The organism is Pantoea sp. C1E2 (assembly GCF_056491465.1).
This window is the reverse complement of record NZ_JBSZHT010000002.1, coordinates 2,499,649-2,518,889: the sequence shown is the minus strand read 5'-3', so window position 1 is coordinate 2,518,889 and position 19,241 is coordinate 2,499,649. Positions and strand designations below refer to the sequence as shown.

The window sequence follows — 19,241 nt, the reverse complement described above, 5'->3', positions numbered from 1 at the left end:
CGGTCTTTCCGTGAGGCATTGGTATCGGCGTGTAACGGAATGTACAAAGCGGAGTAAAGGAAGTGAAAAGGGCGGCCGGTTGGGCCGCCGCGCAGTTTACGCAGAGAGATAGCGTTGTTCAAGGTGCTGACGGAAATAGTGCGGATTCAGCGTTTCGCCCGTGGCATTGACCAATAACTGATTCGTCGGGAAGCGGCTGCCGTGCTGCCAGATGTTCTGTTGTAACCAGTCAAATACCGGCTGCAACTCTCCGTTACGGATCAGATCTTCCACTTGAGGAATCGCCCGCTTCACGGCCTGGAATAGCTGGGCCGCGTACATAGCACCTAAGGTGTACGTCGGGAAGTAACCAAAGGCGCCATCGGTCCAGTGGATATCCTGCATGCAGCCATCACGGTAATTGCCACGGGTATCTATTCCCAGCGATTGCTGCATCTTCTCATCCCACAGTGCGGGGATGTCATCGACTTCAATCTCACCTTCAATCAACGCACGTTCGATTTCGTAACGCAGAATCACGTGGGCCGGATAGCTCAGCTCATCGGCATCCACGCGAATAAAACCGGGCTTGACGCGTTGCGTCTGGCGAATAAAGTTGTTGAGTTCCAGCGCGGGCTGATCGCCCATCATCGCCGTCACCTGCGGGTGGATATGTTGCAGGAACGCCTCACTGCGGCCCAGCTGCATCTCCATAAACAGGCTTTGTGATTCATGCATGGCGGTAGAGCGTGCATGTGCCACCGGTTGTCCGCGCCATTGCTGCGGTAAGTTCTGCTCATAACGTGCGTGTCCGGTTTCGTGGATCACGCCCATCATGGCGCTGAGGAAGTCGCTCTCATTGTAACGGGTGGTGATGCGCACATCTTCCGGCACGCCGCCACAGAAGGGGTGTGCGCTAACATCCAGGCGGCCATGATTGAAATCGAAGCCCAGCGTTTTCATCACACTCAAGCCCAGCTGCTTTTGCGCTTCAATGGCGAAGGGACCAACCGGCGCCGCGATGGCGGTTTTCTGCTGCTTCTCAACGGCTTTTTGCAGCAGCGCGGGCAGCCAGCTTTTCAACTCGCCAAAAGTACTGTCGAGTTGTGCACTGGTCATGCCTGGCTCGAACACATCCAGTAGCGCGTCATAACGAGACACACCCAGCGCCTCGGCGCGTAACTGAGCTTCCTCACGGCTGAGTTTCACCACTTCTTTCAGGTTAGCCGAGAAGCCCTGCCAGTCATTAGCCGGACGCTGTTGGCGCCATGCGTGCTCACAACGCGAACCGGCCAGCGATTTAGCTTCTACCAACGAAGCGGGCAGAATCGTCGCCTGCTGCCATGCACGCTGCATTTCGCTCAGGTTAGCTTGCTCAACATCGTTCAATGATTCTTGCTGGGCGGCATCGAACAAGCCGCCGAGGCGTTTATCAGTCAGCAGTTCATGCATAAACACGCTGAGTTCCGCCATGGCTTCACCGCGCGCCTGACTACCGCCTGGCGGCATAGTGGTTTGCATATCCACGCCGGCAATAGCGCCCAGATGACCAAAGCGGGAAAGGCGCTGGAAAGTTTTGCTAAGTTCCTGATAAGCAGAAGTCAAAATAAAAGCTCCTTATGACGGTAAACGGGGCGAAACATCTCGCAAGGGTAGATCAACCGGCCAGCAGAAGCGAACGCTGGCACCACCCAGCGGGCTGCTCTCAATAGTGACCTGTCCCTGCAGTGCCTGTGCAATAGAGTGGACAATCGCCAGCCCAAGCCCACAGCCGCCGGTAGCGCGATCGCGACTAGGATCGAGACGCACAAAAGGTTCAAACACGCGTGCGCGCTCTTCGGGTGGGATACCCGGGCCATCATCTTCTACCTGTAAATGACCGATGGCGCCGTCAAACCACAGGCTAACCCGCAGCCGCTGTTGAGCGTAACGCAGCGCATTGTTCACCAGATTATCCAGAACGCGTTCCATCAAACGGGTATCGGCGGAGCCCACATTCTCAAGTTGCGGAATATCCAGTGCGATATGCGCCTGTGGATTCATGATTTGCACATCTTCAATATGCACACGCAACCACTGCGCCAAATCAAACGACTGAAGGTTAAGATCGACACGCGGGCGGTCGAGGCGGGCATAGGTCAGTAATTCTTCGATTAAGCTCTCAAGCTGGCCGACGTCTCGATTGAGCGCAGCGGATTCGGCCTCACTGAGGTTATCGCTCATCTCAAGGCGATAACGTAGACGAACTAACGGCGTTCTTAACTCGTGGGCGATGCCATCAATTAGCTGTTTCTTACTGGCCACCAGCGTATTGATGTTGTCGGCCATCTGGTTAAACGCCACGCCGAGACTGTGCAGACTCGACGTGCTTTCGAAATGGGTGCGCACATCCAGCTCACCGCGACCAAAACGTTGCGCGGCTTTTTCCAGCCGCTGCATCTCTTGCCAGTGTGGTCGCAACCAGATAAATACCGGCAGCGCCAAAGACATACCGATAAAGGCCAGCAGCGCGATATCCAGAATGCGCATCTGATGCAGATAAAACAGATAGGGAATCGGGCCGACCGAGAGCACATAATGGCTGCGTGGAATGTGCTGCAGGAAGGTGTATTGATCGTCGAGCGCGACGATTTCACCGGCACGCAAGCGGCGCATATCGGGCTCATCCAGCTGATATTTACTCATCGGTTCAATATGCAGCTCAAACGACAAATCAAGATCGAGATTGCGGATGGTTTTGTTCCAGTCACGCGGAGGGATCTCGCGCAACTCGCTGCGCATGAGAAACAGCGAACTCGCCATCAAATCATTCATTGACTGGCGGCCTGCACGCTCTGCGGTGAACTTGTACACCAGTCCCACCAGCAAGGTCATCACCAGAAAGCAGACGAACAGCAGCAGATAGAACTGGATAAAGAGCTTTCTCATGCTGAACGGGTATCCCAGGCCTGAGGCGCGAACAGGTAACCTTTATTGCGGATGGTTTTGATGCGGAACGGCTCGGTGGCGCTGTCATACAGTTTTTTGCGCAGGCGAGAAATCGCCACATCAATACTGCGGTCCATGCCGTCGTAGCTCACCCCACGCAGCGTTTTCAGCAATGCATCGCGGTTCAGGATCTGTCCTGCGTGGGTAGCTAACTCCCACAGCAGATCGAAATCGGCGGTGGAGAGGGTAATGTTCTCATCAAACAGCATCACCTGACGATTGAGGGAATCAATGGTCAGTGAACCAAAACGCAACACACGCTGGGAACTCTGAATTGCGGGCGTGACTTCGGGCTGAGAACCCTGCGCCTGGCGCAGGTGCAGACGCAAGCGGGCCAGCAAAACAGCGGGCGGTGTGGTTTTCAGAATGTAATCGTTGGCACCCATTTCCAGCGCCAGAATATGGTTCATGTCGCTGTCGAGCGATGTCAGCAGCACAATCGGCCCTGACCAGTGCGCGCGCAAGTCACGGCAAACGGTCATGCCATCTTTGCCCGGCAACATAATATCCAGTAATACCAGGTCGGGATCGGCTTCTAAAATAGTCGCTTCAGCACGGTCACCGCGCGTTTCAACAGTCACTTCAATATCGTGGCGGCCAAGGTAAGCGGCGATCAATTCACCGACTTCTGGCTCATCTTCCACATAGACAATTTTGTTCATATTTCACGGCAAGTGATGAGAATGACAGCAGCATAACTTTTCCTGGTCCTGAGCTCTACGCTATCGCACGAAATATCCCTGCCTGACTGGTATATTTACGGTGAAATGTGCCATTATTAGCGGCGCGTTGTAGCGCAAGGTTCGGAACCGTAACGAAAACCAGGAGGAGTGCGAGGGTGTCTGATAAAGAGCTGGCTTCAGCCGGATACAGTGACCGCATCTGCTTCAATTACAGCGATTTTCTCTCTGCTTCCTGCAAAAAACGCTGGAGTTTCGTTGACGCCATATACGGTGTCATGCCGATCTTTGGCATGGTGACGCGAAAATCTGCACATGGTTTAGCGGCAAGCGACGATCATCTGAAAGAATTAGCATTACAAATCATTTCTACGCAGGTTAGTGACGAGATTAACATTGCGCGATTGATCACCTTAGCTGAACAGCAACACATCAGCCGATTTGATATTCAACTGCCTTATCCTCTGTCAGAAGATCAGCTGGACGCAATCCATCAGGAATACCGTAAAGCGCTCAATCTGACACAGCAGGATGACCTGCTGTGTGTCTCCATCCCGGTTCAGCCTCACTAATTACTGCGTGAGCTGCCACATCGCTGGCAGTGCTGCAGCAATCAGTAACCCTATCGCGATGCGCTCCAGTTGTGACAACACCTTGTTGCCACGACCACCGCGTCGCGCATAGAGGAACAGCATTAATCCCGGTGCGTACAGCACCACAGACAGCAGCAGGTGCAGCGGACCCGAAGCGTAAAGCAGCCAGAATCCGTAAGCACTGGCGCCCAATCCTACCGCCATCGCCAGCGGATTTTGTTGCCCGCGAACCACTTTAATCAAATACAGCCCCACCAACAGATACGGCACCAGAATCATCTCTGACGCGATGGTGAGGAGCGTATTGTAATCTGCGCCAGTCACAGCAATGAGGATCAGACAGACCTGAACGCTGGCGTTGGTGAGCCACAGCGAAGCCGCCGGCGAATTATGACGATTCTGGCGTGCAATACTGCGGGGAAAAGCCCCTTGTTGTGCTGCAAGGAAAGGCACTTCGGCGGCCATAATTGTCCAGCTTAAATACGCGCCACACACGGAAATAATCAGACCCACTGCAATTACCGTATTGCCCCAATGCCCCAACAGATGCTGCATCAAGCCAGCCATCGAAGGATTCCGCATTTGCGCCAGCTCTGCACGTGGCACAACGCCCAGAGCCAGTAGGGTGACAAGCAAGTAAACCAGCAGGGCCGCGATAACCGCCAGCATGGTGGCGCGTCCGACATCTTTCTTATGACGTGCTCGCGCGGAGACCACCACCGCGCCTTCGACACCAATAAACACCCACAAGGTGATCAACATGGTCTGCTTGACCTGCTGCCAGAGCGGCTGGCCTAACGCAACGCCGCTGAAGTCGAAGTGGAAGCGATCGTAGTTAAATGCAACCAGGGCCAGCACGACAAACAGCAGCAGTGGCACCAGTTTTCCCAGGGTAGCGAGCAGGTTGATGCTGGCAGCGGTTTGTACGCCACGTAATACCAGCCAGTGCACCAGCCATAACAGTACTGACGCACCCAGCATGGCCTGCCAGGTATTGCCATCGCCAAACACCACATGGTCAGGCGAATCAGTGAAGAAACTCAGTGCCGAAAAGACAATCACCAGATACGACACGTTGGCGATGACCGCACAGAGCCAGTAGCCCCAGGCGGAACAAAATCCTACCAACTCACCAAATCCGGCGCGCGCATAGGTAAAAATCCCGCCGTCCAGTTCGGGTTTTAAGCGTGTCAGCAGCAGCATGGCCAGCGCAAGAAACAGGATGCCCACACCGGTGATCAGCCAGCCAATCAGCAGTGCAGCGGGACCGGCGACGGCAGCCATATTTTGCGGCAGGCTAAACACGCCCGCGCCGAGCATGGAGCTGAGTACCAGCGCGGTGAGCGCGCTCAGACCTAATTTTTTATCCAAAACACCTTTCCTGGACAGCAGAGTATGCTGGGTAGTGACTATTCCGCTGGAGTGTAACGTGGCCATTAGCCGGATTTAAAACGGAATACCCTGAAAACAGGCGAAGGATTTTACGGAGAGCGAAAAGGGAAGGCAATGCAGGATTATGCAGATCTGCGCACAGACTATGCAAACAGAAGCACAGGGCGACAAAAGCCGCCCTGAAGGGGAATTACTTGAACAGATCCGCGGTCACGGTCAGGTTGCCACCGCTCTGGCTCGACCATTGACGGGTGATGTGATAGTACTTCGCACCCTTATCAGCCGCGCGTTTAGCCACAGCTTCAGACACTTCAGTCGGCGTTCCGAAGTGATCGGAGAAGGTCACGGTATCAAACGGCTGCATCTGTGCGGCAGTAATCGCATTCACTTCCTGCACGCTACGGCCATCTGCCAGCTTAACGGTATAACGCTGGCCCGTAGAACTCTGCGTTTCAAAGAAACGGCCTACGCTACGGCTAGGGGTATCAGATGAGGCGACACCCGGAATGGCCACTTTGCTGGCTTCAGCGCCGCCAGCAGCCAATGCTGCTTTGCCGGCTTCAGAATCGGCAGGAATAGAATCGGAAACATTCTGTACCTTACGTTCTGGTGCATCTGCTTTATACACATAAGCGGTCACGTACTGGTTACCGCCGTTGTTGGCATCAACCTGACGCACAATAAAGAAGGATGCCGCACCTTTGTCTTTCGCCTGTTTGGCAATGGCATCATTCACATCTGGCTGGCTGGCGAAGAAACCGCTCACCGAAACAGTATCGAATGGCTCTAAACGATATGCTTCGGCTTTTGGCAACTCCTTGACACCGCTAAAGGTACGGTATTTGGTGGTGTCATCCGCTTTAGGTGCGTTGGCTTTATACAGATCAGCCGTGACGCGCCAGTTACCGCCATTGCCGTTGGTATCATTGATACCCTGCACATAGAAGGAGTCAGCGCCTTTTTCGTCGGCTGCTTTAGAGATGGCATCGGTAGCATCACCGATGGCATTGAAACGACCGCTGATATTAATACGTTCGAATGGTTTCAACGCGGCCGCTTGTTCTGGCGTCAACTCTTTGGCGGCAAATGCATTTGCTGCCAACAGTGATAACAAGGTGGTCGCCAGAATGGTGTTCTTCAGCTTCATAAAAATGATCCTTCGCCTTACGCAAAATGAGTACGAAAACGTGCTGGACTCTTGATGTATAACAGATTAGCCGCTGATTATTGCATGTAATAATCAACCTGTCTCAGCCAATTTATACGCATAACATTGACAATCTCCGCAAATTATTCATCGACATGTCATTTGCCTATGCTATGGCCTTTTTTTGAACGACTTACCACTTATTCTGGTAACACATAGTGCAAATATAGTTAATGCATTGTTAAATAAAGGTTTTTTAAAACACTTAATTCGACATGACACGATTCTGCGCAGCAGATTATTTTTTATTACGGCTTAAAACTAGTGGCAAAACGTGGCATTCAATCTTTGCATCTGAATATTTGAGTGAATGTCATAAGTGTGCGTTATCGCTGTGGATCACTTTTCACATTTTCAGTAGGTTATAAAGACTTTGTTACATTGCGCATTTTGCTCATAAAAAGCTGAAACGCTGTTTCAGCCTTATGGGCTTGTGCCACTTACAGAACCTCATCCTTTAATTGTTGAAAGGAAACAGTATGTTAATTGGGATACCCAAAGAAAGGTTAGCCAATGAGTCGCGCGTCGCAGCTACGCCTAAGACCGTTGAGCAACTGATCAAGCTGGGATTCAGCGTCACGGTCGAGCAGGGCGCCGGTATTCGCGCGAGTTTTGACGATGAGAGCTTTATCGCCGCTGGTGCCACTATCAGCACCACCGAAAGCGTCTGGCAGTCTGACATTGTGTTGAAAGTGAATGCGCCAGACGATCAGGAGATCGAACTGACGCGCGCGGGCAGCACTTTGGTGAGCTTTATCTGGCCAGCGCAAAATCCAGTACTACTGGAGAAACTGGCAGCACGTAACGTCACCGTCATGGCGATGGATTCCGTACCGCGTATTTCTCGTGCCCAGGCGCTGGATGCCTTGAGTTCTATGGCCAACATCGCGGGTTACCGTGCCATCGTTGAAGCGGCGCATGAATTTGGCCGCTTCTTTACCGGGCAAATCACCGCCGCGGGTAAAGTGCCACCGGCCAAAGTGATGATTATCGGCGCGGGTGTGGCGGGTCTGGCAGCGATTGGTGCCGCGGGCAGCCTCGGTGCGATCGTACGTGCGTTTGATACGCGTCCGGAAGTGAAAGAACAGGTGCAGAGTATGGGCGCCGAGTTCCTAGAGCTGGATTTCGAAGAAGAAGCGGGCAGTGGCGATGGCTATGCCAAAGTGATGTCAGAAGCCTTTATTAAGGCGGAGATGGAACTGTTTGCCGCGCAGGCGAGAGACGTCGACATTATTGTCACCACTGCGTTGATCCCAGGCAAACCGGCACCGAAGCTGATCACCGCTGAAATGGTGGCCAGCATGAAGCCAGGCAGTGTGATTGTCGATCTGGCTGCGGCCACTGGCGGCAACTGCGATCTGACTGTGGCCGATCAGGTGACGTTGACCAGCAACGGCGTGAAGATCATTGGTTATACCGATCTGCCTAGTCGTCTGGCAACACAGTCCTCTCAGCTGTACGGCACCAACCTGGTGAACCTGCTGAAACTGCTGTGCAAAGAGAAGAACGGCGAAATCACCGTGGACTTCGAGGATGTAGTCGTCCGCGGCGTCACCGTGATTCGTGAAGGCGAAGTGACCTGGCCAGCGCCGCCGATTCAGGTTTCTGCCGCACCGAAAGCGGCGCAAGCGGCTATCCAGCCAAAAGCCAAAGTGGAAGCCAAACCGGTTTCACCGTGGCGCAAGTATCTGCTGCTGGCGCTGGCGGTGGTGCTGTTTGCCTGCCTCGCCAATGTTGCTCCGCCAGAGTTCCTCTCCCACTTCACCGTCTTTGCGCTCTCGTGCGTGGTCGGCTACTACGTGGTGTGGAACGTCAGCCATGCGTTGCATACGCCGCTGATGTCAGTCACAAACGCCATCTCCGGCATTATCGTGGTGGGCGCGGTGCTGCAGATGGGGCACGGTGGTTGGGTGACTTTCCTTGCCTTCGTCGCCGTACTGATTGCCAGCATCAATATCTTCGGTGGTTTCACCGTCACCCAGCGCATGCTGAAAATGTTTCGTAAGAATTAAGGGGTAGCAATATGTCTGGCGGATTAGTGACTGCAGCATACATTGTTGCCGCAATTTTGTTTATTTTCAGCCTGGGTGGCCTCTCTAAACATGAGACGTCAAAGCAGGGTAATCTCTTTGGTATCAGCGGCATGGCGATTGCGCTGCTGGCGACCATCTTCGGACCCAACAGCGGCAACGTGGCGTGGATCCTGCTGGCGATGGTGATCGGCGGTGCGATTGGTATCCGTCTGGCGAAGAAAGTCGAAATGACTGAAATGCCGGAGCTGGTGGCAATCCTGCATAGTTTTGTGGGTCTGGCCGCGGTTCTGGTTGGCTTCAACAGCTATCTCGATCATGCACCAGGCCTGGTGCCGGTGATGGAAAATATCCATCTGACCGAAGTGTTCCTCGGCATCTTCATTGGTGCAGTGACCTTCACCGGTTCCATCGTGGCGTTTGGCAAACTGCGCGGCAAAATTTCTTCAAAAGCCCTGATGTTACCGCATCGCCATAAAATGAACCTGGCAGCGCTGGTGGTTTCCTTCCTGCTGATGCTGTGGTTTGTACAGACGGACAGCACCGGTTCACAGGTGGTTGCGCTGTTGTTGATGACCGTGATTGCGCTGGTGTTCGGCTGGCATCTGGTGGCTTCGATTGGCGGTGCGGATATGCCAGTCGTCGTTTCGATGCTCAACTCCTACTCCGGTTGGGCGGCCGCGGCGGCAGGCTTTATGTTAAGCAACGACCTGTTGATCGTCACCGGTGCGCTGGTGGGTTCTTCGGGTGCCATTCTGTCTTACATTATGTGTAAGGCGATGAACCGCTCGTTCATTAGCGTGATTGCCGGTGGTTTTGGTACCGATGTGAGTGTCGGTGGCGAAAGCGAAGAAGAGGGTGAACATCGTGAAATCACGGCGGAAGACACAGCCGAACTGCTGAAAGGTTCAACGTCAGTGATCATTACCCCTGGCTACGGCATGGCGGTGGCGCAGGCACAGTATCCGGTAGCGGAAATCACTGAGAAACTGCGTGCACGCGGTATCAAAGTGCGTTTCGGTATCCATCCGGTTGCCGGTCGTTTGCCTGGCCACATGAACGTATTGCTGGCGGAAGCCAAAGTGCCGTACGACGTGGTACTGGAAATGGACGAGATTAACGATGATTTCAGCGATACCGATACCGTACTGGTGATCGGTGCCAACGACACCGTTAACCCGGCGGCACAGGAAGATCCACGCAGCCCAATCGCAGGTATGCCAGTGCTGGAAGTGTGGAAAGCGCAGAACGTTATCGTGTTCAAGCGTTCAATGAATACCGGTTACGCTGGGGTGCAGAACCCGCTGTTCTTCAAAGACAACACACAAATGTTGTTTGGCGATGCCAAGGCGAGTGTAGAAGGTATCCTGCGCGCGCTGTAATCAGCATGGCTGTTAAAAAAGGCGACCATCTGGTCGCCTTTATTGTGTTAATCGTCTTCGTCTTCTTCGTCGTCATAATCAATCGGCGATTTGAAATCGTCCGGTTTGATCGCCAGTAAATCACATCGTAAATGATCGATAACCTGCTCAGCGGTATTCCCCAGAAACGCGGCTGAAAGGCCGGTACGGCCAATGGTACCCAGTACCACAATTCCCGATTCAAGATGTGAAGCGATATCCGGAATAACTTCCTCAGGTAAGCCTTTCGCCACATGAGTGAACTCTTCACCGATAGAGAATTTCTGACGCAATGCTTTCATCGCCACCAGATGTTGGCCACGAATCGCGTCGTTATACACGCTGGGATCAAAGTCGGGCAGTTCGATGGCGATATTAATTGGCGTGATGGGATAGGCACCCACCAGATGTACTTCAGTGTGATTGACCATATCGGCCAGTAGCACCGTTTCACGAATCAGCTTTTGGTTAAGTTCATCGTGGTGCGGCTCTTCACTGGCCAGATTGACAGCCACAATTGCTCTGCCACCTTCCGGCCACGGCTGATCTTTCACCATCCATACCGGGCAAGGGCATTTACGCAGCAAATGCCAGTCAGTAGGGGTAAAAATCACCGCTTCCAGGCGATCGTGCTGGTGGGCCATTTTCAACACTAAGTCGTGCTGATGCGCCAACACTTCCTGAATGATCGCTTCATAAGGGCGGTTATGCCACACCACTTTAATTTCAATGTCGACGCCAGCCTCAAGATAGGCGTGGGCCTGCTGACGAATCCATTCAGTTCGCTGACTAATGACACCTTTACGCATGTTGGATCGCTCATCCGGCGACAACAAGGTGGTCATTTCATAGGAGAAGTCGTAGATAGGCAGGAAAGCTTTGATTTTTCCGCCGATACGTTGATTCAGATACACCGCACGACGCAGCGCGGGTTGATCGTCCTGTTGGGCGTCAATCGCCACCAGAATATTTTGGTACCGGGACATAAGGCAATCTCCTCAAACCAAAGCAAGTTGGATTAAAGATAGCCTAAGTTAGCGTAGGGCAGAAGGGGAAAAGTTGTTGCCGGATCAATAAACTAACATTTATCGACCCGGCACAGAATCACGCTGCTTGTTCAGTCTGACCAGCCAGTTCTGCCAGCAATGCATGGTTCTCAATAGTGATATATTTGCCTTTCACCGCCAGCATGCCACTTTTCTGGAAGCGGCCGAGCAGACGGCTAATGGTTTCTACGGTTAGTCCCAAATAGTTACCAATGTCACCACGCGTCATGGTCAGGCGGAATTCACGTTGTGAGAAGCCACGTTGCCCGAAGCGGCGTGACAGATTCCAGACAAAGGCCGCCAGACGCTCTTCCGCATTTTTCTTGGAGAGCAGCAGGATCATGTCCTGATCGCCTTTAATCTCACCGCTCATCAGACGCATCATCTGCTGGCGCAGTGCCGGCATTTTACCGGAGAGATCGTCGAGGGTTTCGAAAGGAATTTCACACACCATGGCAGTTTCCAGCGCCTGAGCAAAGCTAGGGTGGTGTGCGCCGACAATCGCATCAAAGCCCACCAAATCGCCAGCCAGATGGAAGCCGGTAATCTGCTCGTCACCCTGTTCAGTGATGGTATAGCTTTTGATGGTGCCGGAGCGGATAGCGTAAAGCGACTTCAGTTCATCACCGGCTTTGAACAACGTCTGGCCTTTCTGAATCGGCTTTTTGCGCTCAATGATATTGTCCAGCTGATCCAGCTCGTGCTCGTTCAGCGTGAAGGGAATACACAACTGGCTGATACTGCAATCCTGACAGTGGATGGCACATCCGCCAGACTGAATACGTCGAATGCTGCGTTTTTCCGGGATCATATAGGTACGCTCGATGATTATTGACTGCCGTCAATTTTAACATTTTTACGCGTTAAGGGAACTCATCCGAGCAGTATTAATCCCTAAACCCCCACTAACGTAGGGTATACCTGAGTTTGCGCAAGGTTAGCCTGACACTATTTTTTGACCTGGAACGTTTTCTTGCCACATTTACATCTGGTCACAACCTGTCACAGCGCAAAAAGTGACAGATGTGATGCCAAAAAACCTTTGCTACTATTTTGTCTTTGAGCGGCAATTTGCGTTCATCAAACCACCAGGTGCGAGAAAAGACTATGAACCTTGACGATGAAGACCTTTTCCGGGATGCCATGGGCGATGTGACGCCACTGAAAGATTGCGCTAACACCCAATGGCTGCGCACGCCCTCAACCAAAGCTCCGCGCCCAACACAAGCCAACGACGAACAGGAGAACTTCCTGACTCGTGGCTTTCTCGACATTATTCCACTGACCACTCCGCTGGAATACAAATCAGAAGGGATCCAACAGGGTGTGCTGGATAAATTGCGGTTGGGGAAATATCCATCGGACGCCAGTCTGAATCTGTTACGACAACCAGTAGAAACCTGTCGTCAGGCGTTGTTCAGTTTTATGCTGCAGGCGCGCAAGCTGGGACTACGCAATCTGTTGATCATCCATGGCAAAGGCCGCGATGATGAATCCCATGCCAATATTGTACGCAGCTATCTGGCACGCTGGCTGACGCAGTTTGACGAGGTGCAAAGCTTTTGCGTGTCACAGCCCCAGCACGGTGGTGCTGGAGCGCTGTATGTCAGTTTGAGAAAAACAGATCAGGCGCGGCTGGAGAATCGTGAGCGCCACGCCAAACGCAGCCGCTAATCAGGTGTGAAATTTGCGGATGGTCGCCAGCAATACTTCTGCACTCAGGCTCAGATGATGGCCGCTGCGGGTGATGATCCCTACCGGCTCACCGGGTCCCGGAGAATTAATCGGGAGTGCCGTGACCGCGTTGTGGCTGAGGTCCTCTTTGATGGCACCCGAGGGCACAAACCACACATAGTCATAACGCAGGGCCAGTTGGCGCGCCAGCGAAGTGGAGGACGTTTCAACGCAATTGGCGGGGAGTGAACAACCTTGTTCATCCAGCATATGCTGAGCAAGGCGGCGCGGTGCGGTGCCCTCCGGCGATATCACCACCGGCCACTGCATCGCGCGCGACAGCGTGACGTTGTCACTCAGAAGTGGATGCTCCGGGCGCACTACCAGCTTAAGCGACTCTAAGAACAGCAGTTCATAACTCAGTCCTGCCATCATTTCACTGTCGGCCATGCGTCCGATGCCAATATCAAACTCGCCCGCGCGCAATCCAGCCAGCAACACATTATTGTGTAAGGTCGCCACCTGTACGGTGGTATTAGGTTGCTGCTCATGAAAACGGTCAAGAATTTGTGGCAGCATGCCCATCGCCGCCGTCGTCAACGCACCGAGTCGAATCACCACCGGGCGACCGGGTTGTGGGGCGTTAAAGCTTTGTCCCGCATGGTTGAGTGCATCCAGCACTTTCACTGCATGAACAAGGAATTGCTCACCGAGCGTGGTTAACTGCGCGCCGAGACGACCGCGCTCAAACAGGCGCGCGCCAGCCAGTTCTTCCAGCTCATTCAGGGTTTTCGAGAGCGCAGGTTGGCTGAGATTAAGTGTCTCCGCCGCGCGCCCCAGCGTGCCTTGCTGCGCGACCGCAACAAAGGTGTGTAAATGGCGCAAGCGAATGCGCTGATTGAAAAGGGAATTTTTATCCATAGCCTCAAACATAATGACTTTTACCGGTTGGCGGCAATGGGAAAACCGAAATTATGTTAACTTCACTGCAAAATTATATTAACAAAGTCACCTGAAAACATAACTTGCTCTTTTTAATGAAATTATCAAAAATGCGCGCCAGTGCAAAATTATCACCTATTGCAATATCAAACGCTTAATCTCGCAAAATTTGAATAATTCTCACTTACACTTAAAAATCCTGCCCGTTATTGTTAACGATGAGCTATCATTAGCGCCGTTTTTTTTACCAAAACTGATGATTAAACGATGAATGTGCAGGAGTTGATCCGTGACCACCGTTGAAGCCGTAGATGTTCGCCAGCTGATTAATCAGAGTGCGCTTAGCCGTTGGCAAAAACGCCTGATTGCGCTGTGCTTCATCGTCGTGGCGCTGGATGGCATGGACATCGCGCTGATGGGCTTTATCGCGCCCACGTTGAAAGCCAGTTGGGGTGTCACTAACCATCAGCTTGGCATGGTGATCAGCGCGGCGCTAATCGGTCTTGCGTTGGGCGCCATGGTGGCAGGGCCGCTGGCCGATCGCTACGGGCGGCGGGTGATGATCCTGCTTAGCGTAGGATTTTTTGGCCTGTGGACGCTGGCAACGGCGATGGCGCAAAACATCGATCAGATGATGCTCTTCCGTTTTCTCACCGGACTCGGTCTCGGAGCCGCGATGCCAAACGTCGGGACGCTGGTGGCAGAGTATGCGCCAGAACGTCGACGCTCCTTTATCATCACCGTGGTGTTCTGTGGCTTTACCTTTGGTGCCGCCTCAGGCGGATTCGCGGCTTCCTGGCTGCTGCCACGCTATGACTGGCACTCAGTGATGTTGATGGGCGGTGTGTTGCCGCTGATTGTCTTGCCATTCCTGCTGCGCGGCTTGCCGGAGTCCGTGCGTTTCCTGATTAGCCGTCGTGCGCCCGCGGCGCGTATTCATGCCATTCTGGATCGCATGCTGCCTGGCGTTGTCGAACCGAACAGCCATTACCAATCTACGGAGCAGGTTGCCGTACGGCGCGGCGCGGTGGCGACAGTGGTTTCCCGTCGTTATTTGTTTGGCAGCCTGATGTTGTGGGGCGGCTACTTTATGGGGCTGTTCCTCGTCTATCTTATTGGCAGCTGGATGCCCTCGCTGATCAACACGCTGGGGATGTCGGTGACGGAAGCTGCCATTGTCACGGCCATGTATCAGGCGGGCGGCACAGTCGGTTCGCTGTTCGCTGGCTGGCTGATGGATCGCATCAACGCCAATATCGCGCTGGCAATCATCTACTTCTGTGGTGGAATTGCCATCGTCGGGCTGGGTTTTTCTCCGGCGGAAGTCGGATTAATGAGTGCCATTGCCTTCTTTAGCGGCTTCTGCTTCAACGGCGCTAACACTGGCATGAATGCACTTTCGGCCAGCTATTATCCCACGCACGCGCGTGCCACCGGTTCCAGCTGGATGCACGGTGTCGGGCGCGTCGGCGCGATAATGAGTGCTTTTGTTGGGGCAGAGTTGCTTTCTCTGGGTTGGTCGTTCAGTCAAATCTTCCTGCTGCTGGCGATTCCGGCAGTGCTCACAACGGTCATGCTGGCCCTGAAATGCCGCTTTGGTGACCCATCAGACCAGGTTGAGTGACAGGGCGATCACAGTTCCACGAAATTCCTCCACGGCGATAAAGGGTTGATCTACATTAGCAACAACCCTTAACGCCGAGGTGATGACCATGGAAAACTTTCTCACCAGCGATGCCATTCGCACGCTGTTCTCGCAAGCGATGTCCAGTATGTATCAGCAGGAGGTGCCGCAATATGGCACGCTGACGCAACTGGTCACGGCCGTGAATGAGCGCACGCTGGAAGCACATCCCGCTTTAAAAAACCGCCTCGCCGCCGCCGATGAATTGGATCGACTCAGTGTGGAACGTCACGGTGCGATTCGTGTCGGGACTGCCGAAGAACTTAGCACGCTGCGCCAGATGTTTGCAGTGATGGGGATGGAACCGGTGGGATATTATGATCTCTCCCAGGCAGGTGTGCCGGTTCACTCCACCGCTTTCCGTCCGGTCACCGATAGCGCATTGCGCCGAAATCCGTTCCGCGTGTTTACTTCACTGTTACGTCTCGAACTGATTGATGACGCCGATCTGAGGGAAAAAGCCGCCGCGATTTTGGCCGCGCGCGATATCTTTACGCCGGGTTGTCGTGCGCTGATCGCACAACATCAGCAGCAGGGCGGTTTGAACGCCGCTGACGCTGCTCGCTTTGTCAAAGAGGCGCTGGAAACCTTCCGCTGGCATGCCCATACCCTCGTGGACAGTGAGACCTACCGCGCACTGAGCCAGCAACATCGTTTGATTGCTGATGTGGTGTGCTTCCAGGGATGTCACATCAACCATCTGACCCCGCGCACGTTGGATATAGATCGTGTGCAGACCTTAATGCCTACGCGAGGAATTGATCCCAAAACCCTCATTGAGGGGCCACCCCAGCGTCAGGTGCCGATTTTGTTGCGTCAAACCAGCTTTAAAGCGTTGGAAGAAGCGGTACATTTCAATGATGGTACACCCGGCACTCACACCGCACGCTTTGGTGAGATTGAGCAGCGCGGCGCGGCGCTGACACCCAAAGGGCGGATGCTGTACGACCGTTTGTTAGCCGAAGCGGGCACCGGCAGCGATAATCAGCATCACCAGCAACATCTGAGCGCGGTGTTTCGTGACTTTCCCGATGATGAAGATACCTTGCGCGAGCAGGAACTGGCGTGGTTCCGCTATCGTCTGACCGCTAAGGGCGTCCAGCATCCTCCGCAAACAGGGGAGACCCTGACCCAACTGCTTGCTGAAGGACGCGTGCAGGCAGAACCGATTGTGTATGAAGATTTTTTACCGGTGAGCGCAGCGGGGATATTCCAGTCTAATTTAGGCGACGAAACGCACGCACGGAGCGCGGGCAATGCCAGTCGAGCGGATTTTGAAGCCGCATTAGGCGCAGCGGTGCAGGATGAGATGGCGTTGTATCAGCAGATGCAGCAGCGCAGTTTGACACGCTGCGGTATACGCTAACGGCAAAAGAAAACCGGTCTGTGAAGTGGCATCACTACTTCAGCAGACCGGCTTCATTTCTTTTATTTTTATTGCAAGCGCGAATCACGCACCAATTGGTACTTCCCGGCACCCAGGAACATGATGGCGAGTGCGCCCAGCAGATAAAGCGCCTCTGTTTCCAGAGACCAGGCGCCAACATCTGTGCGATGCCAGATCGCGCCCATTTTTACCAGCAAGGTCGCAACAACCATGTTCACCGCAATAATGAAGGCCGCAGGGCGCGTCATTAATCCGATAATCACCATGACAGGTGCCACTATTTCCCCGATGTAAGCACCGTAAGCGATGAAACCTGGCATGCCTTTAACGGCCAGCATATGGGCAATCCAGTCGACGCCATGCATCACCTTAAATTCGCCATGAAACAACAGCAGGCCGCCAAACGTCAGACGTAACAGCAGTTTACCGAAGTCCGGGTGATCGCTCATCCGAGTGAACATCTGGTTGATTCCACCAAACATCGCGCTTCTCCGTCTCGCCAGGTTAACTTGTAACCTTAAAGCAATTCATCCTGTCAGGGTTAGCCAAAAAATTTGATGGAGTTGTTCAATGGATCGGAAGCTCATTCGGCATAATCTGCAAATGCTTTCAGAACATGGACATTCGCTCAAGGCCTGCAAATAATGGAAACAAGCTTGATCTGGGAACCCGAGATGAAAAACGAACGACGTCTGAGGATCATGACCGCAGAGGGTGAGCTCAGAGGCCTGATTGACGATGATCTTTTTGTCTTCAAGGGAATACCTTACGCTGCCCCCCCTGTGGGAGCACTGCGCTGGCGTCCGCCGCAACCGGTCACGCCGTGGAAGGACGTACGTGAAGCCACGCAATGGGGAGATGCCAGCTGGCAAAACCGCGACTATTGCGTGGCGGTGGGCGGCGGCGACCCGGGCCGCTTCAGTGAGGATTGCCTGTACCTGAACATCTGGACGCCAGATGTTGAGCCATCTCGACCCTTGCCGGTGATGGTCTGGCTACACGGCGGGGGCTTTACCATCGGTGCCGGCAGCCTTGATCCTTACCGTGGCAAAGCGTTAGCCGCGCAGGGCGTGGTGGTGGTGACGCTCAATTACCGTCTTGGACATTTCGGTTTCTTTGCCCATCCGGCGCTGGATGCCGAATACCCGCCAGACGCGGTGGTCAACAATTTCGCGTTGTTAGATCAAATTGCTGCGCTTCAGTGGATCCAGCGCAATATCCCTGTTTTTGGCGGCGATCGCCACAATATCACGCTGTTTGGTGAATCTTCTGGTGCGCGCAGCGTGTTGTCATTGTGCTGTTCTCCGCTGGCTGAAGGGCTGTTTCACAAAGGCATTGTCCAGAGTGCTTACAGCTTGACGGATGTGCCGCGCAGGAAAGCGCAACAGATTGGCAAACAGGTGGCGGCCCATTTTGGCCTGCTGGAAAATGCCACTGCTGAACAGCTTCGCCAGCTACCTGCCGATCAGTTCTGGCCGTTACAGCGTCCACTGGGATTAGGCCCGGTGGCAATCAGCGGTGATGCGGTGCTACCCAAACCGATGCTCGAAACTTTTATGGCGGGTAAACAACATCGTGTGCCGTTAATGGTGGGAAGTAACAGTGATGAAGCCAGCGTATTGGATTATTTTGGCGTAAATCCAGTAGCGGTCTTGCAGCAAATTCGCAGTAAGAATCGCCTGAGCTACGGCATGATGAAGTGGCTTTACGATATTCATGACGATACCTTACTGGGCCGGGCAGTGGCGCGCGACATGGCCTTTACCGTCGTCCCGCTGCTGGTGGCACAATCTCAGCACAGCATTGGTATGCCAGCATGGCGCTACTGGTTCAACTATGTATCAGAGAACGCCCGCGACCTCTATCCACATGGCACCTGGCACGGCAACGAAATCCCTTACGTGTTCAACACGCTGACCACGCTAAAACCACCGGCTGAGCGAGATTACACCGCTGCAGATCAGGCCTTCGCCGACATGGTGAGCAGCTATTGGGTAACGTTCGCGCGGGATGCCAGCGAGTTTAGCTATCAGCTGAAGGGCGAGATCGACTGGCCGGTGTGGCGACCACGTGAAGACCTGACGTTAGCCCTCGGCGATCAGGGGAAACCGCACGCCGTGTTGAAGGCGCGTTTTATGCGCGGGCGCCTGCGTTTGTTTCGCCTGATGATGCGCAGCCACGTTAAGCTTTGATGAGCAAGCTAATAGTGAAATTGCGCAAATGAATTTATAAGGCAAAT

16 protein-coding genes are annotated in these 19,241 nt (G+C 53.6%); 7 read left to right on the top strand and 9 right to left on the bottom strand.

Features of this window, described 5'->3' with window-relative positions:
- Positions 1 to 96: 96 nt before the first annotated feature.
- From ACXI0A_RS12135 to rstA, 3 genes are read right to left on the bottom strand one after another with little or no spacing between them, the layout of a single operon-like run.
- The gene (locus ACXI0A_RS12135; protein ID WP_476148600.1) at positions 97 to 1,584 is read right to left on the bottom strand and encodes a carboxypeptidase M32; all 1,488 of its coding nucleotides are present in this window, start codon (positions 1,582 to 1,584) and stop codon (positions 97 to 99) included.
- A gap of 12 nt (positions 1,585 to 1,596) precedes the next feature.
- Positions 1,597 to 2,907: a two-component system sensor histidine kinase RstB gene (rstB, locus tag ACXI0A_RS12130; RefSeq protein WP_476148602.1), complete on the bottom strand. Its 1,311-nt coding sequence runs from the start codon at positions 2,905 to 2,907 to the stop codon at positions 1,597 to 1,599.
- Positions 2,904 to 3,629, bottom strand: coding sequence for a two-component system response regulator RstA (gene rstA, locus ACXI0A_RS12125; RefSeq protein WP_224928061.1), 726 nt, complete (start codon positions 3,627 to 3,629; stop codon positions 2,904 to 2,906). The genes rstB and rstA overlap by 4 nt, the downstream gene beginning before the upstream one ends.
- Before the next feature lie 176 nt (positions 3,630 to 3,805).
- Between rstA and ACXI0A_RS12120 the strand changes: the two genes are divergently transcribed.
- Positions 3,806 to 4,219, top strand: a complete 414-nt coding sequence (locus ACXI0A_RS12120; protein ID WP_038646835.1) for a hypothetical protein — start codon at positions 3,806 to 3,808, stop codon at positions 4,217 to 4,219.
- Here ACXI0A_RS12120 and ACXI0A_RS12115 read toward each other — a convergent pair whose 3' ends face one another.
- Positions 4,220 to 5,611, bottom strand: a complete 1,392-nt coding sequence (locus ACXI0A_RS12115) for a basic amino acid/polyamine antiporter (protein ID WP_476148604.1) — start codon at positions 5,609 to 5,611, stop codon at positions 4,220 to 4,222. It lies immediately after the preceding gene.
- Between the two features lie 211 nt (positions 5,612 to 5,822).
- A complete protein-coding gene (gene ydgH / locus ACXI0A_RS12110; RefSeq protein WP_476148605.1) occupies positions 5,823 to 6,779 on the bottom strand; it encodes a DUF1471 family protein YdgH in 957 nt (318 codons plus the stop codon).
- 539 nt (positions 6,780 to 7,318) lie between these two features.
- Between ydgH and pntA the strand changes: the two genes are divergently transcribed.
- Both pntA and pntB read left to right on the top strand, forming a co-directional pair.
- Entirely contained in the window at positions 7,319 to 8,851 is a 1,533-nt protein-coding gene (pntA, locus tag ACXI0A_RS12105) for a Re/Si-specific NAD(P)(+) transhydrogenase subunit alpha (protein ID WP_476148607.1), read from the top strand.
- 11 nt (positions 8,852 to 8,862) lie between these two features.
- Entirely contained in the window at positions 8,863 to 10,251 is a 1,389-nt protein-coding gene (gene pntB, locus ACXI0A_RS12100) for a Re/Si-specific NAD(P)(+) transhydrogenase subunit beta (RefSeq protein ID WP_224928074.1), read from the top strand.
- Between the two features lie 47 nt (positions 10,252 to 10,298).
- Here the strand turns inward: pntB and uspE are convergent, their stop codons facing one another.
- Positions 10,299 to 11,255 (bottom strand): universal stress protein UspE, encoded by a 957-nt coding sequence (gene uspE / locus ACXI0A_RS12095; RefSeq protein ID WP_224928076.1) that lies wholly within the window; start codon positions 11,253 to 11,255, stop codon positions 10,299 to 10,301.
- Positions 11,256 to 11,373: 118 nt separating this feature from the next.
- Positions 11,374 to 12,126, bottom strand: a complete 753-nt coding sequence (locus tag ACXI0A_RS12090; RefSeq protein WP_034830913.1) for an FNR family transcription factor — start codon at positions 12,124 to 12,126, stop codon at positions 11,374 to 11,376.
- Between the two features lie 296 nt (positions 12,127 to 12,422).
- Between ACXI0A_RS12090 and smrA the strand changes: the two genes are divergently transcribed.
- Positions 12,423 to 12,989 (top strand): DNA endonuclease SmrA, encoded by a 567-nt coding sequence (gene smrA, locus ACXI0A_RS12085; protein ID WP_476148609.1) that lies wholly within the window; start codon positions 12,423 to 12,425, stop codon positions 12,987 to 12,989.
- Here smrA and ACXI0A_RS12080 read toward each other — a convergent pair whose 3' ends face one another.
- Positions 12,990 to 13,910 carry a LysR substrate-binding domain-containing protein gene (locus ACXI0A_RS12080; RefSeq protein WP_224928082.1) on the bottom strand — a complete coding sequence of 307 codons (921 nt, stop codon included), beginning with the start codon at positions 13,908 to 13,910 and terminating at the stop codon, positions 12,990 to 12,992.
- Between the two features lie 310 nt (positions 13,911 to 14,220).
- On the opposite strand from ACXI0A_RS12080, the gene ACXI0A_RS12075 reads away from it, so the two are divergent.
- Both ACXI0A_RS12075 and hglS read left to right on the top strand, forming a co-directional pair.
- Positions 14,221 to 15,555, top strand: coding sequence for an MFS transporter (locus ACXI0A_RS12075; RefSeq protein WP_476148611.1), 1,335 nt, complete (start codon positions 14,221 to 14,223; stop codon positions 15,553 to 15,555).
- Between the two features lie 88 nt (positions 15,556 to 15,643).
- Positions 15,644 to 16,981, top strand: a complete 1,338-nt coding sequence (gene hglS, locus ACXI0A_RS12070) for a 2-oxoadipate dioxygenase/decarboxylase HglS (protein WP_476148612.1) — start codon at positions 15,644 to 15,646, stop codon at positions 16,979 to 16,981.
- A gap of 68 nt (positions 16,982 to 17,049) precedes the next feature.
- Here hglS and ACXI0A_RS12065 read toward each other — a convergent pair whose 3' ends face one another.
- The gene (locus ACXI0A_RS12065) at positions 17,050 to 17,484 is read right to left on the bottom strand and encodes a DoxX family protein (RefSeq protein ID WP_224928090.1); all 435 of its coding nucleotides are present in this window, start codon (positions 17,482 to 17,484) and stop codon (positions 17,050 to 17,052) included.
- Between the two features lie 192 nt (positions 17,485 to 17,676).
- On the opposite strand from ACXI0A_RS12065, the gene ACXI0A_RS12060 reads away from it, so the two are divergent.
- Positions 17,677 to 19,194, top strand: a complete 1,518-nt coding sequence (locus tag ACXI0A_RS12060) for a carboxylesterase family protein (protein WP_476148615.1) — start codon at positions 17,677 to 17,679, stop codon at positions 19,192 to 19,194.
- Positions 19,195 to 19,241 lie beyond the last annotated feature (47 nt).

Excerpts from the sequence above, each read along its gene's own strand:
- smrA (WP_476148609.1), top strand. The coding sequence starts at position 12,423 with ATGAACCTTGACGATGAAGACCTTTTCCGGGATGCCATGGGCGATGTG.
- uspE (WP_224928076.1), bottom strand. The coding sequence starts at position 11,255 with ATGTCCCGGTACCAAAATATTCTGGTGGCGATTGACGCCCAACAGGAC.
- ACXI0A_RS12060 (WP_476148615.1), top strand. The coding sequence starts at position 17,677 with ATGAAAAACGAACGACGTCTGAGGATCATGACCGCAGAGGGTGAGCTC.
- ACXI0A_RS12090 (WP_034830913.1), bottom strand. The coding sequence starts at position 12,126 with ATGATCCCGGAAAAACGCAGCATTCGACGTATTCAGTCTGGCGGATGT.
- rstB (WP_476148602.1), bottom strand. The coding sequence starts at position 2,907 with ATGAGAAAGCTCTTTATCCAGTTCTATCTGCTGCTGTTCGTCTGCTTT.
- rstA (WP_224928061.1), bottom strand. The coding sequence starts at position 3,629 with ATGAACAAAATTGTCTATGTGGAAGATGAGCCAGAAGTCGGTGAATTG.
- ACXI0A_RS12080 (WP_224928082.1), bottom strand. The coding sequence starts at position 13,910 with ATGGATAAAAATTCCCTTTTCAATCAGCGCATTCGCTTGCGCCATTTA.
- pntB (WP_224928074.1), top strand. The coding sequence starts at position 8,863 with ATGTCTGGCGGATTAGTGACTGCAGCATACATTGTTGCCGCAATTTTG.
- pntA (WP_476148607.1), top strand. The coding sequence starts at position 7,319 with ATGTTAATTGGGATACCCAAAGAAAGGTTAGCCAATGAGTCGCGCGTC.
- ydgH (WP_476148605.1), bottom strand. The coding sequence starts at position 6,779 with ATGAAGCTGAAGAACACCATTCTGGCGACCACCTTGTTATCACTGTTG.
- hglS (WP_476148612.1), top strand. The coding sequence starts at position 15,644 with ATGGAAAACTTTCTCACCAGCGATGCCATTCGCACGCTGTTCTCGCAA.
- ACXI0A_RS12065 (WP_224928090.1), bottom strand. The coding sequence starts at position 17,484 with ATGTTTGGTGGAATCAACCAGATGTTCACTCGGATGAGCGATCACCCG.